The 20,799-nt window shown below is 29.1% G+C and carries 20 protein-coding genes and 1 other RNA gene; 16 read left to right on the top strand and 5 right to left on the bottom strand.

The features are described from left to right. The first annotated feature begins 2 nt into the window (after positions 1 to 2). The 7 genes from HUU89_RS10270 to HUU89_RS10240 all read left to right on the top strand — a co-directional run bounded on the left by HUU89_RS10270 (position 3) and on the right by HUU89_RS10240 (position 8,567). Positions 3 to 2,198 (top strand): DEAD/DEAH box helicase, encoded by a 2,196-nt coding sequence (locus HUU89_RS10270; protein WP_175301685.1) that lies wholly within the window; start codon positions 3 to 5, stop codon positions 2,196 to 2,198. 15 nt (positions 2,199 to 2,213) lie between these two features. Next, the gene (locus HUU89_RS10265; RefSeq protein WP_175301684.1) at positions 2,214 to 3,137 is read left to right on the top strand and encodes a hypothetical protein; all 924 of its coding nucleotides are present in this window, start codon (positions 2,214 to 2,216) and stop codon (positions 3,135 to 3,137) included. A gap of 1 nt (position 3,138) precedes the next feature. Continuing rightward, on the top strand, positions 3,139 to 3,675 hold the full coding sequence (locus tag HUU89_RS10260) for a hypothetical protein (protein WP_175301683.1): 537 nt from the start codon (positions 3,139 to 3,141) through the stop codon (positions 3,673 to 3,675). Between the two features lie 396 nt (positions 3,676 to 4,071). Continuing rightward, positions 4,072 to 5,178, top strand: a complete 1,107-nt coding sequence (locus tag HUU89_RS10255; RefSeq protein ID WP_175301682.1) for a DUF2971 domain-containing protein — start codon at positions 4,072 to 4,074, stop codon at positions 5,176 to 5,178. A 104-nt stretch (positions 5,179 to 5,282) separates the two neighbouring features. Continuing rightward, positions 5,283 to 6,200 (top strand): restriction endonuclease, encoded by a 918-nt coding sequence (locus tag HUU89_RS10250; RefSeq protein ID WP_175301681.1) that lies wholly within the window; start codon positions 5,283 to 5,285, stop codon positions 6,198 to 6,200. Between the two features lie 80 nt (positions 6,201 to 6,280). After that, complete coding sequence (locus HUU89_RS10245; RefSeq protein WP_175301680.1) at positions 6,281 to 7,651, top strand: nucleotide-binding domain-containing protein; 1,371 nt, start codon at positions 6,281 to 6,283, stop codon at positions 7,649 to 7,651. Positions 7,652 to 7,655: 4 nt separating this feature from the next. After that, on the top strand, positions 7,656 to 8,567 hold the full coding sequence (locus HUU89_RS10240) for a hypothetical protein (protein ID WP_175301679.1): 912 nt from the start codon (positions 7,656 to 7,658) through the stop codon (positions 8,565 to 8,567). A 250-nt stretch (positions 8,568 to 8,817) separates the two neighbouring features. Here the strand turns inward: HUU89_RS10240 and HUU89_RS10235 are convergent, their stop codons facing one another. The 3 genes from HUU89_RS10235 to HUU89_RS10225 all read right to left on the bottom strand — a co-directional run bounded on the left by HUU89_RS10235 (position 8,818) and on the right by HUU89_RS10225 (position 10,140). Continuing rightward, the gene (locus tag HUU89_RS10235; RefSeq protein WP_175301678.1) at positions 8,818 to 9,348 is read right to left on the bottom strand and encodes a hypothetical protein; all 531 of its coding nucleotides are present in this window, start codon (positions 9,346 to 9,348) and stop codon (positions 8,818 to 8,820) included. An 87-nt stretch (positions 9,349 to 9,435) separates the two neighbouring features. Continuing rightward, on the bottom strand, positions 9,436 to 9,807 hold the full coding sequence (locus tag HUU89_RS10230; RefSeq protein WP_175301677.1) for a TnpV protein: 372 nt from the start codon (positions 9,805 to 9,807) through the stop codon (positions 9,436 to 9,438). Positions 9,808 to 9,939: 132 nt separating this feature from the next. Next, a complete protein-coding gene (locus HUU89_RS10225) occupies positions 9,940 to 10,140 on the bottom strand; it encodes a hypothetical protein (protein WP_175301676.1) in 201 nt (66 codons plus the stop codon). Positions 10,141 to 10,288: 148 nt separating this feature from the next. On the opposite strand from HUU89_RS10225, the gene HUU89_RS10220 reads away from it, so the two are divergent. After that, positions 10,289 to 10,585, top strand: coding sequence for an HAD family hydrolase (locus tag HUU89_RS10220; RefSeq protein ID WP_175301691.1), 297 nt, complete (start codon positions 10,289 to 10,291; stop codon positions 10,583 to 10,585). Between the two features lie 37 nt (positions 10,586 to 10,622). On the opposite strand, the gene HUU89_RS10215 is transcribed toward HUU89_RS10220, so the two are convergent. Further along, positions 10,623 to 11,771: a DUF871 domain-containing protein gene (locus tag HUU89_RS10215; protein WP_175301675.1), complete on the bottom strand. Its 1,149-nt coding sequence runs from the start codon at positions 11,769 to 11,771 to the stop codon at positions 10,623 to 10,625. A 124-nt stretch (positions 11,772 to 11,895) separates the two neighbouring features. Here HUU89_RS10215 and HUU89_RS10210 point away from each other — a divergent pair, with 124 nt between their 5' ends. The 7 genes from HUU89_RS10210 to HUU89_RS10180 all read left to right on the top strand — a co-directional run bounded on the left by HUU89_RS10210 (position 11,896) and on the right by HUU89_RS10180 (position 18,893). Beyond that, a complete protein-coding gene (locus HUU89_RS10210; protein WP_175301674.1) occupies positions 11,896 to 13,575 on the top strand; it encodes an MraY family glycosyltransferase in 1,680 nt (559 codons plus the stop codon). An 88-nt stretch (positions 13,576 to 13,663) separates the two neighbouring features. Then, the gene (gene secG, locus HUU89_RS10205; RefSeq protein ID WP_022001041.1) at positions 13,664 to 13,894 is read left to right on the top strand and encodes a preprotein translocase subunit SecG; all 231 of its coding nucleotides are present in this window, start codon (positions 13,664 to 13,666) and stop codon (positions 13,892 to 13,894) included. Between the two features lie 46 nt (positions 13,895 to 13,940). Continuing rightward, the gene (rnr, locus tag HUU89_RS10200; RefSeq protein WP_175301673.1) at positions 13,941 to 16,121 is read left to right on the top strand and encodes a ribonuclease R; all 2,181 of its coding nucleotides are present in this window, start codon (positions 13,941 to 13,943) and stop codon (positions 16,119 to 16,121) included. A 17-nt stretch (positions 16,122 to 16,138) separates the two neighbouring features. Further along, positions 16,139 to 16,585: an SsrA-binding protein SmpB gene (gene smpB / locus HUU89_RS10195; RefSeq protein ID WP_032089679.1), complete on the top strand. Its 447-nt coding sequence runs from the start codon at positions 16,139 to 16,141 to the stop codon at positions 16,583 to 16,585. 3 nt (positions 16,586 to 16,588) lie between these two features. Continuing rightward, positions 16,589 to 16,938: a transfer-messenger RNA gene (gene ssrA, locus HUU89_RS10190) on the top strand. Between the two features lie 195 nt (positions 16,939 to 17,133). Further along, positions 17,134 to 17,283: a hypothetical protein gene (locus tag HUU89_RS10185; protein ID WP_022000981.1), complete on the top strand. Its 150-nt coding sequence runs from the start codon at positions 17,134 to 17,136 to the stop codon at positions 17,281 to 17,283. Between the two features lie 302 nt (positions 17,284 to 17,585). Beyond that, entirely contained in the window at positions 17,586 to 18,893 is a 1,308-nt protein-coding gene (locus tag HUU89_RS10180) for a hypothetical protein (protein WP_175301672.1), read from the top strand. Between the two features lie 389 nt (positions 18,894 to 19,282). Here HUU89_RS10180 and HUU89_RS10175 read toward each other — a convergent pair whose 3' ends face one another. Further along, positions 19,283 to 19,648 carry a helix-turn-helix domain-containing protein gene (locus tag HUU89_RS10175; protein ID WP_175301671.1) on the bottom strand — a complete coding sequence of 122 codons (366 nt, stop codon included), beginning with the start codon at positions 19,646 to 19,648 and terminating at the stop codon, positions 19,283 to 19,285. Positions 19,649 to 19,910: 262 nt separating this feature from the next. Between HUU89_RS10175 and HUU89_RS10170 the strand changes: the two genes are divergently transcribed. Beyond that, complete coding sequence (locus tag HUU89_RS10170) at positions 19,911 to 20,654, top strand: MerR family transcriptional regulator (protein ID WP_175301670.1); 744 nt, start codon at positions 19,911 to 19,913, stop codon at positions 20,652 to 20,654. Positions 20,655 to 20,799 lie beyond the last annotated feature (145 nt).

Raw genomic sequence — 20,799 nt, 5'->3', positions numbered from 1 at the left:
AAATGAATATTACACTTGCTAATTTTCAAATCAAAGCCATAGGTCAACTTATGGAATCTATGGAGGAATCTAATAGAGATATTATTCTAAAAAGTTGCACTGGTAGTGGTAAAACGATAATTCTTACCCATTTTATGGATGAATATTTCAAAAGTCATAGTAATACTGTATTTATTTGGTTAACTCCTGGAAAAGGAAGTCTTGAAGAACAAAGTAAAGAAAAAATGGATAGATATATCCACGGTAGTCATACAAAGCTTTTATATGACATAATGACAGGTGGATTCGAATCTAACGATGCTTGTTTTATTAACTGGGAAAAACTTACCAAAAAAGGAAATACGGCTTTAAAAGATAGCGAACGTTTAAATTTTGAAGATCATATCAATAAAGCATTGAATGATGGAATTAATTTTAAAATAGTTGTAGATGAATCTCATCAAAACGATACCATTAAAGCAGATGACATAATTGAATTGTTTCACACCGACAAGATTATACGTTGCTCTGCAACACCTAAGGGATACAAAGACGCTAAGTTAATAGAAATTCCAGAGGAAGATGTTATTGCAGAAGGTCTAATAAAAAAGTTGCTTGTCATTAATGAAAACTTCGAGCAAGATATTAATGTTGATGATCAAATAACATATTTATTGCAAAAGGCAATTAAAAAGCAGCAAGAACTACGTGCTGAATTTACGAAATATAAAGCTGAAGTTAATCCTCTTATTGTTGTTCAAATACCAAATAAATCGGATGCCTTGTTAGATCGGGTTGAGGAGTATTTTGAATCACAAGGAATTACATATGAAAATAATCAATTGGCAGTATGGCTTTCTGATAAAAAACAAAATTTAGAAGATATTGAAGAACCAACATCTACACCTGTAGCAGTTATTATTAAACAAGCGGTTGCGACTGGATGGGATTGTCCAAGAGCTCATATATTAGTGAAGCTTCGTGATAATATGAGTGAAACATTTGAAATACAGACAATAGGACGTATTCGTCGTATGCCAGAAGCTAAACACTATGATTGCGATTTGTTAGATTGTTGTTATTTATATACATTAGACGAAAAGTTCACAGAAAGCGTTAAACAAAGCTTAGGTAAAGATGCCTTAGATGCATATAAAGTCTTTTTAAAGCCTCAACACCGAGATTTTACGCTAATAAGTGAATATAAAACAGATGTACCATTCCCACGTGACGCAAAGCTTGCATTAAAAATCATAAAAAAGTTTTATGGAAAGAAATATAACACCTCTGGTGCTTTAAATAAAAATAAAAAACTGCTTGAAGCTTGTGGATATTCTTTCTCTGAGGATATTGTGGATTTTACGAAGTCAGGTTCTGTTACTAAGTTGAATCAGGATAGCATATCTAATTTAAATGACATAGCTATTCACGAACAATTGAATACACATAAACACGGAAAAGAATATCATCATTGCGTTGGTGAAATAGGCTTTAAAGTTAATTTAGACTATAACAGCACTAATAATATATTGAGAAGATTATTTTTGAAAGATATAGGTAGTCCTTATAAAGTTCTAAATCTTGAAGTAAGAGAACTATATTCTTTTGTTATAAATAATAAAAAATCTTTGGTTGAAGATGTAAGAAGTGCTATGGCTGATGAAACATTACAAATTACACTTAATCTTCCTATGAAAACAGAAAAGCCTATTGGTTTTCCACAAGAGTTTTTATTTACATATGATAGTTCGGCAAAGGATCAATCTGAAATGACTAAGAATGTATACAAACATTATTTAGCTTCAGCAGAGAAACGTTCATTACCAGAAAAACTTTTTGAAAATTACTGTGAAAAGTGCAATAACATTTCTTGGTTTTATAAAAATGGAGACAAAGGAATTGAGTATTTTTCAATAGTTTATACAGATAATTTCGGTAAACAAAAATCATTTTACCCAGATTATATTGTAGGGACAGAAGATAAAGCAGTATGGATCATAGAAACTAAAGGCGGCTTCACAAAAACCGGTAACAGTGAAGATATTGATAGATATACTGCCAAGAAGTTTGATGTTTTAAAGCAATATTTGATGAAGTACAAACTTAAAGGTGGTATTGTCCGTCAAGACAAACAAAGCGGTTCTCTTTGTATCTGCACCGAAAATTATTCGGATGATATTAAGAGTGATGACTGGAAATTACTTGATGATGTTTTGTAAGAGAGGAGAAGAAAAATGAATAACCCAGATAAGAAGAAGGTTCCTATTTATTTTTATTATCTTACAATTTCTAAACAAATGGAGAGTCAGGACAATTCTAAATATGACATTGAGCAAATTAAAGAATCTTTTTCAAATTTTTTGGAATATGTTTTGGATAAAGAGTTGACTGTCCGAAAAAAGAATATTATAAATTCAGAAAAAATTATATGGCTCGATTCATATGAAAACCTAAAAGATGGTAATTACAATTTGATTTTTAAATCAGCAAAATATAATCACGTTCGCAATGAAATAGATACAGAAACAATGACTGAGCACGGTACAAGAAAGAATCCACAAGATGGTGATGAAGAAAAAACACACTTGTGTATCAGATTTTTTAAAGGAAATGATCGCTTTCTTACTGTGTATGAAAGCAATCATTATGGTCTTACATTGAAAAGCATCGTAGATTATTTAAACGAACAATTCAAGTTATATAATGAGGATCTACAAGAAAAATATTATTATTCGATTGAATATGAAGCAATGCCAGGCGAAGATTTCCTTTCTGCAATTAAAAAGTCAAAAACCACATCGGTACTTAAACTAACGGTATCTAAAGAGGATATTAAAGACGATTTTATGAAATTCGCAGGAAGAACTGATATTGCGGATGAAATTGAAATTTCTTTAAAACGTCCTAAGGGGATTAAAAAATTTCCAGAAAATCTAATAAAAGAGTATTATGACGATTCGCAAGATAAAAGGAAAGGTAAAATCAAAAAAATTGCTATTAAAGGAACTAATGAATTTGGTGACTTTGAAGTAGATAGCGAGATAATGAGAATGAAACACTATTTAACTGTTAATAAAGAAACCTTAACTAAAGAAGTAGATAGCAAGGATTTCTTTATACAGGCGCAGGTGTTTATAACAGAAATGAGGAAGAAATAAAATGAAGAGCATATTATTTATTCCATTAAGCGATTATTTTAAATCAAGAAAACAAGTGTGGAGAAAGTTTACATTTCCGGTTGTTGTCGGAATTATTTCACTAGTAGCTGCACTTGTTTTAGACGTTGGTGGAAAAGATAAAATTATTCACCTCTTTTCAGAGTTTATTGGAACACAAATAAATATTGTAGCTATATTGGTTTCTTTTTCGGTAGCAATTATTTCTATTCTTGTTTCGGCTGATAATGAGAATATAAGAAGATTGAAAGAAACAGAATCGGACAAAGGAAGTTATAAGCCTATTAACGGCAAACAATTATCACTGTTTCAAATTTTACTTTCTAATATAGCTTATAATGTAATTGTTGAAATAGCCTATTTAACTTTGTTGATATTCATTTCCATAGCTCAAAGTGTATTGCCAATTTGTTGGCTAAAATATGTAACATCAGTTTGCATTATTGTTATAGCTCACATTCTGTTAGTGCTAATGGAATCAGTAGCACAAATGTATTTAACCTTTTGGAAATATAAATAGGTATAGTTACATCTAATAATTTGATTTAGGGGGTGAATATTTGCTAATGCAAGATTCAACTCCTGCATTTGATATTGATTGGAGTAAATCTATTTCTGAAATAGACCAAAAGCTATATATAAGAATATGGGCTTTCTGAAGAAATTAAGTTTGTTGAAGAAAAAGCAAAACCAACGGAATAGTATAGAGCAAGAGAAAAACTTCGTAAGATTTTCCGTATCTTGTTCTGCTGAGATATACCAAGCATCAGTTGAATATGCTGATGTATCTACATAAAATTTGACAATTGCATTTCCCATTGGGTAAAACATAATTGCATCACTAGTAAAGAACGGGAAAATTTGATTAATTAAGAAAAATATCATATGTCAGTATTTAAAAAGTTGGAGGGGTACTATGGATGAAAGAGAACAATTTAAGGAATTGTTGTACAAAACTGTATTGAATATGAATGCTAAGGAAGAAGATGTAATAAAAGAAAATTTAAAATTGCAAAATTGGGTTTTAAATCATCTACCACCTCAACTTTTTCGATTTAGATCTGGCAGCGAATACGATATTCAAAATTTAGAAAATGATGAGATATGGGGAAGTAACATATGGAAATTCAATGATCCTTATGAATGCACACCTTGTTATGATCTTAATAAATTAATGGATGAGTTGTTTGCTAATTATTCTAGAGATGCATTTTATAATATGGTGATCGGCTTTAAAAAAGGTTCTATTCCAAAAGAAGCTAAAAATGTTTTGCCATCTAAAGAAATTGATTTAGTGCATGAAAATATTTCCAATTTAACTGATGAGTACATAAAAGATACTTGCACGAATATGCCCCAAATTATAGGAAATTTTATTGTAAATAATCATCAAAAGTTGGTCAATGATTTTTTCTTTGGAATTTTACAATGTGAAGCAGAAAAATATATTGCCTGTTTTAGTGAAAAAAATACTTCTACCCTAATGTGGGGACATTATGCTAACGGACATAAAGGTTTTTATTTAGAATATGATTTTTCTTCTATGATTCATCCTTGTGAGCAAAGCTGTAAAAGTGTAATAGGATGTAATCATTTGATGTTATCTCCGACTATAGCGCCAATTATATATTCAGATGATAGATTTGATGCAACATCACACTTACTTCCGGTTATTCAATGGGAAATTAATCAGAAATTTAATTTATCTGGGAATTTGTATCATAATGATACATTGCTTGTTCTTAAATGTTTGTTGACGAAATCAAAAGACTGGAGTTATGAAAAAGAGTGGAGAGTTTTTATCGATAGACAAAGCGGCAACTGCTCGTCATTTGGTAAGATATGTAATCTTAAACCTAAGGCTTTATATATTGGAAGCAAAACAGAAAAAAGTATAGAAGACAAGCTGCATCAAATATGCATAAAAAAAGAAATTCCTTGTTATAAAATGGTGTTGAATTATACTGGTAAAGATTTCAAGCTTACACCAGTTTTGTATGATGATTATATTAATAGTAAGTAGAATATTTTACAGAGTGTAGTTATTAATCATCGCTTATTAGAAAAAGGTTATTATGCATTTAAAGAGATACTTAAAAGGTAAAAATATATGAAAGGTGATTTTATATGGAAATAGAATTAAAAAAGCTTTCTTCAGATGGTAAAATCGCATATTTAATAAAGCCGATTCTTACTGTATTACAGGATGCTGGTGGTAAATTAGATAGAACTGAAATTAAAAATAGAATCTCTGATTTAGATGACCAAATTGCTGAATTTGCTGAAGCGGTAAAAACATCAAAATCAACAGGTAATACATATAAGGAATTCAATTTTAAATTCAATTTTGCGATAAAGGATTTATCATTTACAGAACTTGTAAGCTACACAAAAGGAAATCCTACAATTACATTAACTAAAAAGGGATTAGAAATAGATGTAGATTCCCTAGATGTAGAAAAAGAAATTATGATTCCTTCAAAGAAATTTTGGAATGAGTTAAGTGAGAAAAATAAAACTCAGCATAACATAGAGACTAACGTTACTGAAACTAATGTTGATGAGTCGATGTCAGAAGATCAAATAAAAAATGATTTTAAAGAAAATTTATTGAATGCTATTGCAAGAATGTCTCCTAAAAAGTTTGAAGCATTTTCTCGTTCTTTACTTACAAAAATGAGTGTTGAATTTACAAATCAAGGTGTTCAAATCAGCAACGATGGTGGTATTGATGGATATGGATACCATAAAGATTTAGATGATTTCAGAACAACAAGAGTTGTTATCCAATGTAAAAGATATAATGTCGGTCCAGTTACAGAACCAGATATTAATCAATTTTTAGGCGCAATGAATAAATTTCAAGCAGATTATGGAGTGTTTATTACAAATAGTCGCTTTACCAATAGTGCAAGAGTAGCTAGCAGAGAAGGATCTCCGATTACATTGATTGATGGAAATGATTTAGTCGATTTAGTCATCCGTTACCAATTATACATAACACCTGTGACGACATATATATTAGATGATTTTTATAGCGAATGATAAAAGGAGTGTTTATTCATATTTGAAGTTTTATATAAAAATATTTTTTCATTTTTTTATAGAAAGGAGCTGAGAATAAAATGTATGATTTATCTGCAAAATTTAATGATTTTTATAATTCAAAAGTAGTTTTATCACATGATGAACAAAATAAATTACATAAAAAAGCAAACTTAAATATTCAACGACTTAAAGACGGGTTAAAAGAATATAACAAAGATAATGATACTAATTATGTAATACAGGAAACTTGTGTTCAAGGTAGTGTTGCTATGTCAACGGTAGTTCAAAATGATGATAATGATTATGATATTGATGTAGCAATTGTTTTTGATAAGGAAGATCTTAGAGATAAAGGTGCATTGGCAACTAGAAACATGGTTGCAGCTGCTTTGAAAGATAAAACAAAACAATTTAACACTGCTCCCGAAGTAAAAACGAGTTGTGTAAGAGTTTCATACGCTGAAGGTTATCATATTGATTTTGCAATATATAGACGAACTTATAACGAATCTCTTGAATGTTGGGAGTATGAACATTCTGGTTCGGAATGGACCAAACGAGATCTAAGAGGATTAACTGATTGGTTTAAAGAAAAAAATGATTTATCAAATGGGAAACTTAGGAAAGTAGTTAGACTTTCTAAAATGTTTTGCAAGTCAAGAGAAATATGGAAGAATATGCCAAGCGGGTTACTACAAACAGTTGTTTGCAATGAAGAATTACAAAATGTATATACTCGAATCGATGAGCTTTTCTATTATACAATGGAAGCTATTATAAAAAGATTAGATGTTTATACAAGTGTATCAGCTCCAGTCGACAATGGAAGAGATCTAACTCCTAGAAAAATCGATAAAAAGAAAATGATAAATTGGAAAAATCGATTGAAAAGTAAAATAGAAGATTTGGATGTTTTGTTTAAAGATGATTGTACTGAGGATGAGGCTATTCAAGCGTGGTATGGATTTTTTAACCATACTTATTGGGATCAAAAAGAATCATCTTTAGAAAGTACTTCTAATTCAAATTACTATGTAGTCAAAGTTAGATCATTTGCGGAAACGGAACAATTTATAGAAGATTTATATACATATTGTCCGTTATATAACTGTAGAATTTCTTGTCAAGTTAGTGGTAATGGATTTAGACCAAAACCAATTGCTCAATTTATGACGATGTTATCTCGATATTTACCGCATAATTTTGAAATTCAATGTGAAATGGAATATACTGATTGTCCTCCTCCTTATAAAATAATGTGGAAAGTTAAAAATGTTGGCCCAGAGGCAGAAAGAAAAAATATGCTTCGAGGACAAATATTTGAAAAGGGAAATAGAATTATCGAACATAGTAATTTTTATGGAAATCACTATATAGAATGTTACATTATAAAAGATGAACTATGTGTTGCAAAACAACGAGTCAATATTCCTATTGGAAGGAGATAATCTAATGAAAATTTTGAAGTTTATAGGAATAATTATCTTTTCTATTCTTTGCGTTGGAGTTATGTTTATTTCAGAGCATAAAAGTTGGGTAACGATAGGCAGTATTACTGGTATATTTTTAGGTTTAGCAATACCAGAAATTAAATCTTTGGCAGAAGATTTAACCGACAATACTAATTGGAAGACTTCACAAAGAAAACTACTAAGAGGAGATATTGTAAAAAAAGATAGCATTGTACGAATTTCTTTTGCGTACCTCTTTAGAATCAAAGTGGGTAATAAATATTTATTAGTAAAAAATGAACGTAACACAGGAAAATATCAACCAGTTGGAGGAGTTTATAAGTTTACTGAAAATGAAAAAATGGAATTAAAAAATAAATTTCATGTAATTGATGATGATAGGATTCCTATTGATAAGTCTTCGAAAGATGACTATCGATTACAATTAGAAAATCGCTATTTAAAAAAATTTATAAAAAGATTTGATAAGAAAGCAAATAGAGAATCTATTGATAATTTAAGTAGGGAATTTATAGAAGAACTTATTGACAAAGAAATTGTAAATTGGAATCAAATAAACTATAGAGTTTGTGGAAGGCATATTACTAATCTTGAATTTAGTCAACATTTTCAAATATACGAAATTCTTTTAGCTGATATAGTTGAATTATTACCTACAAAGGATCAGGAAATAGATCTGAAAAAGTTAGCAGAAAATTCGTCTGATTTATATAAATTTGCAGATGCATACGAAATAAATTCTTTAGGTGTTGATCCTAAAAATAAAAAACTGCAAGAAAGCATTGCTACTCATACAAAAAAAATACTTCAAGAAAACGAAGGAAATCTATGCAAGCTTCCAGAACAAGGAAAATGTTACAGAGTCAACATAATTGATAGCAATGTAGAATGATTGTTTAATTATTAGATTACTAACAGGTCTTAGGGTGTTCCCTAACGAGGTATTTGTGGATGTGAGGACACAAATACACTGCTCGCTGAGATGCTCAGACGATGCAGTTTTACCGTTTGGATAGCCTTTGGGTATACAGATGGTCTGCTCGCTAAGATTATACATAAAAACTTGTTCTACATCAGTTATACATTAAACAAGGCACAGCAATGGATTTTGACGTCCATAAACTGTGCCTTATCTTTTTATATTATGCGTAACCTATGTATAGATTGTAGTCATTTTCACCGCATTTTTCATACCAAATACATACGGATTCAAAGCCTTCTATGTTCTTGTACCTGTTCAATCTGCTTTCAATATTTGCGATTGTTGATGTGGTTTTTGATGTAATAGAAATAGGGTTATCCCAACATTCTGTAGCCTCAATATCGTAAGTTAAGCCGATATTTAATGCGTAATTTTTTGCATAATCAACATAATAATCAATGTCTACTTTCTGCTCTTTTATGGTTTGATCTGTTGTCTGAACCGTTGTTTTTTCAACTGGTTCAGTAACATTTTTGAGAGTAGTTTTAGCTTCTGTTGGTTTAGGTTTTTGCGTTGGTTTTACTTCTGTAATTTGTGGTAAAGTTGTTGACGAAGTCAAATTATTTTCTTCCTTTTCTACCGTTGAAATTACAACTTGAGTAGTAGATTTTTCTGTTGTTACTGGCTCTGATGTAGAGATTTGACTTGAAGTTTCTTCAATGACCTCTGTTTCTTGTATAGGTAAAAACACTACTTGTTTCTATCTGTGTTTCAGTTTTATTACAAGCCGATAATGATAAAGCGAAGAACAAAACCAATGTGATAATGAAAAGTTTTCTCATACATAAATCAACTCGCTGTTCATGATTTCCATTGCTCTATTACGGATGTTATTCATCTTTTTAACCCATAGCAGCATATCGTTTTCTTTTAGTTGTTCGGTAATATTTTCTTTTTCGGCAAGTGATTTTACAAGCTGATCCAACATACTTTCAGCACGTTCATTTACTTCTGCAAGGTGCTGATACAATGTTCCTTTGGTTAAATAATTGTAGTAAATTATTTTGTGATTGCTCTTTAAGTGCTGACGATAACGTTGTCCCCAGATACCAATATTGTATTCAGGTTCTTCGTTTAACTGAAGATTTGGCAATAAATAATCACCTTGTTGTGTGTAACCTTTTCCGGTGCTTTCATAAATTGACTTCATAAGATTTTCCTCCGTTTCATATTTTGTATCACTATGATAACGGATATTTATTTATAAAACGAATGTGTCGATTGAAATATTTAAGCAAATAAAAAGAAGTGTGAGTTGTCAGTTCACACTTCAATTTAGGGGTCAAATATAAGATTTTTCAAGGAAGTAACGCTTTGAAATTTTGCCTGTGATAGTAATGTATCCCTTTTCTTCAAGCTCAGCATTTAGGCGTTTGATTACTCTATATGCACTTGTTTTAGATGCACCTAGCATAGTAGTAACTTCCTGTGCTGTGTAAAATTCTTGTCCGACTGAAACAGTTTTTGTGTCTTTGTTTTCCATAGTTAGATCTCCTTTATCTTTCATAATTTTATAAACAAGAGATAGCATTCAATATAGTTCAATTTAAGGTGAGGAATTTTTTCTCTTTGTTTATTTGAATACATTGTATAAAATTATTTTAAAGATAACGAATGTGTCAGGATGAAAAATTGAATCAACATTTTTTACGATACATTGTGACTTATTGCATCCTTCTTCTTTTGAAATTTGTGTTCTTGATACTTCAAAGGCATCAGGTGTGCAAAAAGTATTAGAACATCTACAAATCGATAAAGAACATAGTTATGCTTTTGGCGATGGTTTGAATGATTTAGAAATGATTCGCTATGTCGGTCATGGTATTGCTATGGAAAATGCTGTTGATGAACTTAAAGAAATTGCTGATGAAGTGATTGGACATGTTGATGAACATGGTTTAGAAGAATATTTAAAGACAATTGAGTAATAATAAAAGAAGCTCCAATGTGAAGCTTCTTTTTCAATTATTTAATAAATTTGAAATGTTGTCCTGGTTGAATGAAATCTAATAAACCTAAGTCTTCATCTTTAATACGACCGATTAAGTTACGTTCACCATCATTTGGGATTTCAGTTAAAACAACTTCTAATTCACCACGATAATGAGCTAAGTTATCGTTAACCACTAAGATATCACCACGCGTAAATACTTTTTTACCACAGTCATGATGTGGAATAGATTTGTCTTCTTTAGCTTCTTTTTTATCACCAAATCCTGAATCTTGAACAGTTGCTTGGTTTTTGAATTGAAGTCTTGGGAAACTTGATCTTAACATAAATGATGAATGATCGTATCGATCCCAGTGTGGAGCAAATTCATACATGATGTATTTTTCATTATCAGTAATTTCTGGTACTTCATCAACACGTAATTCTAAAGCTTGGAAGTTGATTTTTGATAATGCTTCTAATTCTTCTGTACTTGCTGGATAGTTACCAACGATAATATCATCAACATCACCAGTAGCTAATAAATATCTTGCTTGGACTTCAATTGGTAAAGGTCTCATGATTTCTACTGTAGGTAAACCACAGAAAACTTCCCAAGGACCAATTGTTGGATCATTGTGACTTGAAACAAAGGCAGCTGTATGAAGATTTAATGCTTTCCATTGTTTATTGAATTGTTGGAATAAATCAAAATCTAGCCCAGTATATCTTTCTGGGAAGAAGTTATGACACATAATAATTTGGTCTTTATTTCCACCATTTTTAATTAATAAATCAACACCAGCATCCATACTTGCATTGAATTCGATTTTAATACCATAAGGATTTCTAGTAACAGCGATATCTCCTTGAGTACCAAAGTTACCATCCAAACGAATAATATCTAATCCTAAATCTGCAAATGGTTTTAAATTATTTGGAGTAGCTCCAATTAATTTAAATACTTCTGGATTTGTATCAGCAGCAACAACAAATCCTAATTCATGAGCTTTATCCATGAATCCTTTAAATTCTTTTAAATAACTTTCTCTTTTATCATCTGGAATCGATAAAAAACAAGTAAAGATTCTAGAAAAACCTAATTTAGCGGCAGTTTCCATATATTCATAAACTTCTTTAATATCACTTTTATCGGGATAAACAGAGATTCCTAAACTATGCATAAACATATTCCTCCTTATATACTAGTATAGACAAGTTTTTGTCCAAATACAAGTCTTAGAGCTATTTAAAAGTTGAAATTTACTAAAAAATAATGAATAATATAGGCATAAAGGAGGTGGCAAAATGTCACTGACGGTCATTCTTTCATTTGTTGTAACAACAATCATTTCAGCTTTAATGATTCCACTTGTAATTAAAGCTGGAAATCAATTAGGAATTGTTGCACATATGAATAAAAGAACAGTTCATAAACATGAAATAGCACGTATTGGTGGCTATGCCATTTATTTAAGTTCACTTATAGGATCAGCCTTATTTTTGAAAGCGGATCATCAAATAAATGCTATTATGGTTGCAGGATTTATAATTTTTATGGTAGGGCTTTATGATGATAGTCATGATTTATCCCCTAAAGTAAAATTAATTTTTGAAGTGATTGCGGCGTTGATTGTCATTGTTTATGGAGAAATCTATATAAAAGGATTTGGATATTTCCCAAGTGATGCGATGACATTTTTTTCAGGGATTGTTACTTTATTTTGGATTGTAGGAATTACTAATGCGATTAATTTAATTGATGGGTTAGATGGGTTATCTGCAGGTATTTCAATTATTGTCCTTGTTACTATCTCAATGACTTCTTTATTATCTGGAAGAAGTGACATTGCTTCTTTATCACTCATTCTTGCTGGAAGTATTATGGGCTTTTTGTTTTTTAATTTTCATCCAGCAAAAATTTTTATGGGGGATTGTGGAGCTTTATATATAGGTTTCATGATTTCAGTTATTTCTTTATTAGGATTTGGATACAATGCTTCTGCTTTTTTTACTTTAGGAGCACCAATTATTGTTTTAATGGTTCCAATCATGGATACTTTAATAGCAATTTTAAGAAGAAAAATACATCATAAAAAATTTAGTGAAGCGGATCGAGGGCATTTACATCATAATTTGATGTTTAAATTAAAATTAGGACAAAGAAAAAGTGTTTTAGTGCTTTATTTAGTCACTTTCTTATTTTCGCTTTCATCTTATTTATATTATTATAATCCAACTGCAGGAACAATTTTATTTATTGCTTTAATGATTATGTTTGAAATATTTGTAGAAGTAACAGATATGATTTCTAGAAAATATAAACCAATTTTAACAATTGTAAATATTTTTATTGATTCTGATAAATTACCAAAAATTAAATTTTTAGATCGTTATCGTAAAAGAAGATCTCCTCAAAAAGCCATGAGAGATCATTTAATTATTGCGCTATGTTTTTTACTTATGATTGTAGGTGTTGGTTATTTTATGACATCTAAAGATACGCCTTTACCAATAAAAACTGAAACAGTACAATCTCCATACACTAAATCTGGAGATAGCGAACTATTAAATAATATTTATGCAAGACTAGATACAAGTTATAAAAATAAAGATGAAGAAGATGAATGTCAATTAGTGGCTGCTTATTTTGTGTGTGATTATTATACTTTTGTAGATAAGAAAAAAAATGAAATAGGTGGTGTTGATTATATGTATCCTGAAATGGTGGAAAACTTTAGTCAATATGCACAAACATCATTTTATAGTTATAAAAATCAATATCCAGAATTAGAGGTTTTAAAATATAATATTATATCTTATTCACCTTCAAAGGTAACAATTGCTGGATTAGAGGATAATGATTATTATAATATTTTGATTTCATTAACGTTTAATGAAGAAATTGAAGGCTTGAATTCGACAGTCAATGTAACGGTTGTAAGGGTAGAAGATCGTTACTATGTTTGTGGGTTAGATAATGCATAAGTTATTTTAAAATTATGTTGTGTTTATGAGCTTTTTATGATAATATTTGCTATGCAATGTATTAAATTAATCGAAGGAGGTTAAAAATATGTTTGAAACAATTTTAAAGGTTGCTATGGTTATTATTTCCGTTGCTCTTATTATATTATGTTTATTACAAAGTGGAAAATCAGATGATATTGTTAATGCATTAACTGGTCAAAGTTCAAATCTTTTTGCTGAACAAAAAGAACGTGGTGTTGATTTAGTAATGTCTAGAATGACAATGATTTTGAGTATTGCCTTCTTCGTGATCGCAATTCTACTACGTATGAATTAATGAATAATAGGACGCAAGGCGTCCTATTTTTTTTGGAGGTGAGAAGATGAAAGAAAGAATTTTGGATATATTAAAAGATAAAGAAAGATCAATTCATGAATTACAACATGTATTAGATCTAAATAATAGTGAAGGTTTTACAGTTTTGCTTAAAGCTTTAAATCAATTAGAAGATGAGGGTAAAATTGTAAGAAATGATAAAAATGAATATTTATTAATAGAAAATTCTAATTATATTGTAGGTGTTTTACATATTAATAAAAGAGGTTTTGGTTTTGTCATTATTGATGAAGAAAGTGATGATATTTTTATTTCTTCAAGAGATTTAAAAGATGCTTTTAATATGGATACAGTCATGGTTGAACTTAAAAAGCATCAAACAGGATCGCGTCAAGAAGGTAGAATTGTTAAAGTTATTGAAAGAGGACAAACAAGACTTGTTGGGCTGTTGAAAAACGCTAAAAGAGAACTTGTCTTTGATGCGGATGATCAAAAGTTTACACAACCTATTTATATAGATCATGCACATAGTCATGGTGCAGTAGCTGGACATAAAGTTGTTGTTGAAATTAAAACGTATAAACCTTATTTAAAAGGAAATGTCGTAGAAATTTTAGGACATGTAGGAGATCCAGGGGTTGATATTTTATCTGTTGTTTCTCAACATGAAGCACATGTTGAATTTCCTAGAGAAGTTTATGAACAAATCGAATCAATTGAAAATGAAATTGATCAAGAAGAAGCTAAAACAAGAACTGATTTAAGAAATGAAACGATTGTTACGATTGATGGTGATGATGCCAAGGACTTAGATGATGCAATTTCTTTAAGAAGATTAAAGAATGGAAATTATTATTTAGGGGTACATATTGCTGATGTTTCTTATTATGTAGAAGAAGGATCTGAATTAGATAAAGAAGCACTTGCAAGAGGAACTTCTATTTATTTAGTGGATCGTGTTATTCCAATGCTTCCTCATAAATTATCTAATGGAATTTGTTCACTTAATCCTCATGTGGATCGTTTTGCAATTTCATGTTTTATGGAAATTACCCCTCAAGGGGAAGTCATTGACCATGATATCGTTGAATCAGTTATTAATTCAACTGAAAGAATGACTTATAATAATGTTAATAAAATACTTGCAGGGGATAAAAAACTACAAGAAGAGTATAGCCATGTATGTGATTTATTTTTCTTAATGAAAGAACTTGCTGAAATTTTACAAAAAACAAGAGAAGATCGTGGAGCAATCGATTTTGATACAAATGAAGCTAAAGTATTAGTTGATGAAAAAGGTAAACCAACAGATGTTGTTTTAAGACAACGTGGAGAAAGTGACCGTATTATTGAATCATTTATGTTAGTTGCTAATGAAACAGTTGCAAAACATTTTAAATGGCTTGATTTACCATTTATCTATCGTGTTCATGAAAATCCTAAGGTAGATAAATTAAGAAAATTCTCTACAATTTCTAGAACTCTAGGTTATACAATAAAAGGTTCGTTAGAAGATATTCATTCTAAAGAATTAAGTAAAATCGTTGAAGCAAGTAAAGGAACAGATGAACATGTGATTATTTCTACATTACTTCTTCGTTGCATGGCAAAGGCAAGATATGATGAACAATGTTTAGGACATTTTGGTTTAGCGGATGAATATTATACACATTTTACATCACCAATTAGACGTTATCCTGATTTAATGGTTCATCGTTTGATACGTACGTATTTATTTAAAAAGAAATTAGATCAAGAAACTCTTTTCCATTTTGCTTCTATTATGCAAAATGTTGCTGATCAAGCTTCTTCGCTTGAAAGAAAAGCAATTGATATTGAACGTGAAGTAGATGATATGAAGATGGCTGAATATATGGAAGACCATATTGGTGAAACTTTTGAAGGAATTGTTTCTTCAATTACAAACTTTGGTATGTTTGTTGAACTTCCAAATACGATTGAAGGATTAATTCGTATGGAAGATCTTGTAGATGATTTCTATTATTTTGATGACATAAATCTACAATTAATTGGAAAAAGAACTGGAAGACGATTTAAGATGTCTGATAAAGTCAAAATTAAGGTTTCAGCTGCTTCAAAAAGAGAAAAAACAATAGATTTTCAAATTGTTGGTATGAAATCTAACAAAAAGAAGAAAAAAACTGTTATAATAAATAAGCGACGAGATAGAAAGCCAAAACAAAAGTTTAAAAGAAAAAGAAGATAGAAAAGGTGGTGATATGTATGAAGATCATTTCTCAAAATAAAAAAGCACATCATGATTATTTCTTGTTAGATACTTATGAAGCAGGTATTGAATTAAAAGGAACTGAAATTAAATCTGTGCGTTTAGGTAATGTGAATTTAAAAGATTCTTTTGTAAGAATCAAAAATAACGAAGTTTATGTAGAAAACATGCATATCGCTCCTTATGATCATGGAAATATCTTTAATCATGAAGCAAGAAGAACAAGAAAACTCTTGCTTCATAAAAAAGAAATCCTTAAAATAACTAATAAGTTAAAAGAAGGTGGCTTAACTGTCGTACCTACTAAAATGTATTTTAGTGGATCTAAAGCTAAATTAGAAATTGCGCTTGCTAAAGGTAAAAAGCTTTATGATAAACGTAATGATCTAAAAGAAAAAGCTGCAAAAAGAGATATCGAAAAGTCTCTTAAAAATTACTACTAATCTGGGGATGTCTTGGATTCGACAGGGGTATGTTTGACCTTAGCTGCAGTCGTTGGAGTACGTTAAACTCAAACAAAAAATAACTGGAAACAGACAAACTAATTACGCTTTCGCTTAGTCGACATAGACATGAAAGCTGCTAACATTTAGTGAGCCTATAGCTATTTGTTAGTATTATAACTTTTAGGATAAGGGTTGAAGGGGTCTTGACTTTAACCACGAAAATTTAAAGAATCGCTTGGTGTAAAATTGTTCGTTGATTGTAGCCAAGTTAAATTATTCAATGGACTAAACTGTAGACGCTTTGGAGGAATTGCTTTTGGACGCGGGTTCGATTCCCGCCATCTCCACCAAAATTAAGAGTTAAAATGGATGTCATCGAAAAATTGTCGATGAAATCAACGTTTTTTAAGATATTTTAAAGAATCAAAAAATAGCGATTTACGTGGATGTCACCCATATAAAAGGGTGTCACTATCTAAAAATCGCTATTTTTTACTTCAGAGATGAGGTAAAATGGATGTCATTAAAAGAAAGCAGGAAACCAAATGAAATTTTATATTAACAATAAAGAATTAAGTGAAAAAGTATTTTGGAGAACACTAGAATCATTAGTAAGTCCAATGCAAAGAGTACATATCTTGGATGGGATGAAAGTGAAGATTGCCGATTATTTATGTTGGATTGAAATAGTGTAATGCTTTTAAAAGTGAATATGACAGATGAGATAGTAAATCAAGTGATTTACTATTTTTTTTATTTATATGTCCATTTTCTATAATTGAAAAATCATAATTTACACAAAATATCTTACACTATCAAATAGAAACAATAGATAATCAAAAGTGTGAATTTACTATGAGTAAATTAAAATAAATGTTATGATAATATAAACAAGTTTATTTAGTAAAATTTGTTGAAAAATGTAATATTTGATATTATTAAAATAATAAATAATATCAAATTATTTTAATTTAAAAATATGTAAAGGAGAAGAAATATGCTATTTGATGAAAGAGATTTAAGAGTTTTCGACAATCCAGATTCTCGACAATATTTTGAAGAAATTTTACAATGTTATTATAGTAAAAATTATAGGGCAACTATTGTTTTGTTATATTCATTTGTTATTTATGATTTGTTTATGAAATTACAAACTATGGCAAGTGAGGGGAATAATAAGGCTGAGGAAAAATTAGCAGAAATTAATGAATTAATTTTAAAAAATGAAAAATATTTAGAAGTCGAAAAGAAAATAATTGAATTCTTTAATAAAAATTGTAAGTTGTATTTTAATCGATTTACAGAGGACGTAAATTATTTAAGAGAGTGTAGACACAAATGTGCTCATTTGAAGGTCAATGATAATACATTATATGTTCCAGAGGATTATCAAGCTAGAATGTTAATATGTTCAATGTATGATAATATACTTTCTGTTAAAGCACCATTTATTATGGATTTATTTTCTATAGTGGAAGAAGTTGTTGAAATTTATTCACAAAGAATTGATAATATTTCTCAAAATAGTCTGGATGAAAGAATAAAAAATGAAATAACCAAAAACTATTTGGAACGTATGACATATGATTCACTAAAAATGTCGTATAAAACATTTTTAAAATTATTATTTATTACTACTGATAAAGATGCAGAAAGAAATGCTTATGGATTATTTGCATTTGTTTACGCTATGACAGATCATATAAGGAAAAATGGGTTTGAAAGATTATTTAAAGAAGAAGATGTTAGAAAAAAATTATTAAGTATTAGTATTGAAAATTTAGAAAACTCTTCTGAAAGAAAACAATCCTTAATAGAACTTATTTTAAATTTTCCAATTTTATTGGATATAATCAAAGAAGATGTGTCATTGTTTGAATATATCAGCAACGAAATTTTACTAAATCCAAATGGGATAAAATATTATAGACTATTTTATCCACGTTCTAATAAAACCCCATATGAATTTTTCAAAGATAACAGTACAGTTCAACAACCACTTTATTCAATGACATTATATGATGCTGTAAAAGAAAGTGTAGATTTCGATTTAGCAGAATTTTCTAAAATCTTAATAAATAAAGTACCACCTTATAATGGATTTAATGATGCTGATGGTTTCATGAACTTTTTTAAGAAACATTTACAAGATTTAGCTATAGAAGATATAGAATCGGTAATGAGTATATATATGAGTAGTAATCAATGCGTTTATCGTTCTAGACATTCAGAGGATTATCAAGAAGTCAGTAAGTATTTAGAAGAACATAAAGTTCATGATACTTCAGAGGACGAAAGTAACTAAATATAAAAAAGATTGCTAATTGTAGTAATAAATATATAGAACAAGAATATTGAAGAATTATGTAATTTTCGTATTCTTGTTTGTACTTTTTAAATATGATATACTAATCATGTTTAAAAATTAAATATTAGGATGTATTAATGAAAAAAGAAGTAATGGACATATACGACTTAGAGATGTTGTTTGAAATATAGAACTGAAAAGAGTGTTGTGCTAAAATTAATTTTGGTTGTCTTATAAAAAATATAAAAAGGGTAGGGAATCAAAATGAAATTCTATATAAATAATAAAGAAATGAGCGAAAAAGTGTTTTGGAGAACATTAGAATCTTTAGTGACGCCTCTTCAAAGAGTTCATATTCTAGAAGGGATGAAGGTAAAGATCGCTGATTATTTATGTTGGATGGAAATTGTCAAATGAAAGAATGAAAAGGAATTTGCATTATTGTAAATTCCTTTTTTTATGTTTTTTTGATACTTTTTAGGTGATAAAGTGTATGCCTTTTTAAATATTTGGATATAATGATTTACATTTTGAAAACCAACTTTTTCAGAAATTTCAGTAATATTGAAAGTAGAATCTGAAAGATAATCAATACTTTTTAATAAATGATAGTGAATTAAATAATCATAAGGAGACATTTTAACAATCATTTTAAAATAACGATAACATTGAGCTATGTTCATGTTTCCACTTTCAGCAATATCTTGTAAAGAAATACTTTTATAATAATTTTGATGAATAAAGCTTAACATATTTTGTAGACGCTTTTGTTGTTTAAATAATGAAATGATTTATTTGAATTGATCAATAATCAATTCATTAGCTATTATATAAGCATGTAAATCAGTATTATATAAATCTTTAGGTTTTAAAGAAGTTGACATGATTCCGGGAGGTTTTATGTTAAAAGACGGTAGTTATTCAAATATGTATATCTTATATTTGTCTTTATTATAAAAAGTACTTGACCATATCCTAAGGTTATACTGTTTAATAAGGGTAGAGGTGATGAATATGACAACACATGAAGTAGAAGAAATGTTATCAATAACAAAGAAAACATTGATTTATTATGAAAATGAAGGTTTGGTAAAACCAGCAAGAGATAGCAATAATTATCGAAATTATAATCAAGAGGATGTTTCAAGAATTAAATTTATTTTATTATTAAGAGAAATGGATGTCACGATTGAAGAAATCAAACAAATTATAAATGATAAGAAGTCGATTAGAGATGTTTTAGAAAATAAAAAAGATATGATTAAAAAACAACATCTTGATTTAGAAAATATAGATGAAAGAATTAATAATTATATTAAAAGAAGAAAAGTTAAAATAGCAGTTGATCACGTTTTAGATTATGGAACGATTTATGATCGCTTATATTTTTATAAAGATTATCTTCAATATGGACAAACAAAAATAAACTATAGTGATGTAAAATATTTTAAATTATCTATGTCAAGTTCAATAGGCTTAATGAGAGCCTTAGTTGTTCATATGAATTATTATGTAGATTTAGATGTTGTCACACAACATGATACATATTCTTTTCAAATTATGAATAATGAAGTTGTTTATCAAATGATGGAAAGAATTAAAGACTATTCAGTAGAAGATCCTCTTGGATTAATTGATATTTATCTTAATAAACGAGATATGGTGCAACTTAATTCATATATTAATAGACATTTTAGAAAATGGGCAAAAGAATATCATTTAGATAATCCAAGAGAGAGTATTCTAAAAAAAGAATAAAGACCAAAATGTTCTTAAATAAAAATTATTTAATTATAAATGATAGAATAATTATGCACATAAAATGTGTACTATCACTGGTGATGATTGTCCATATGTTTACCTTTCGTGATAGTTTGTGAAGCTAGGAAACTAGCTTCTTTTT

The sequence above is a fragment of the Faecalibacillus sp. H12 genome, from assembly GCF_013361255.1.
Classification (GTDB): Bacteria; Bacillota_I; Bacilli_A; order Erysipelotrichales; family Coprobacillaceae; genus Faecalibacillus; species Faecalibacillus intestinalis.
This window is presented reverse-complemented; position numbering and strand designations above follow the sequence as displayed.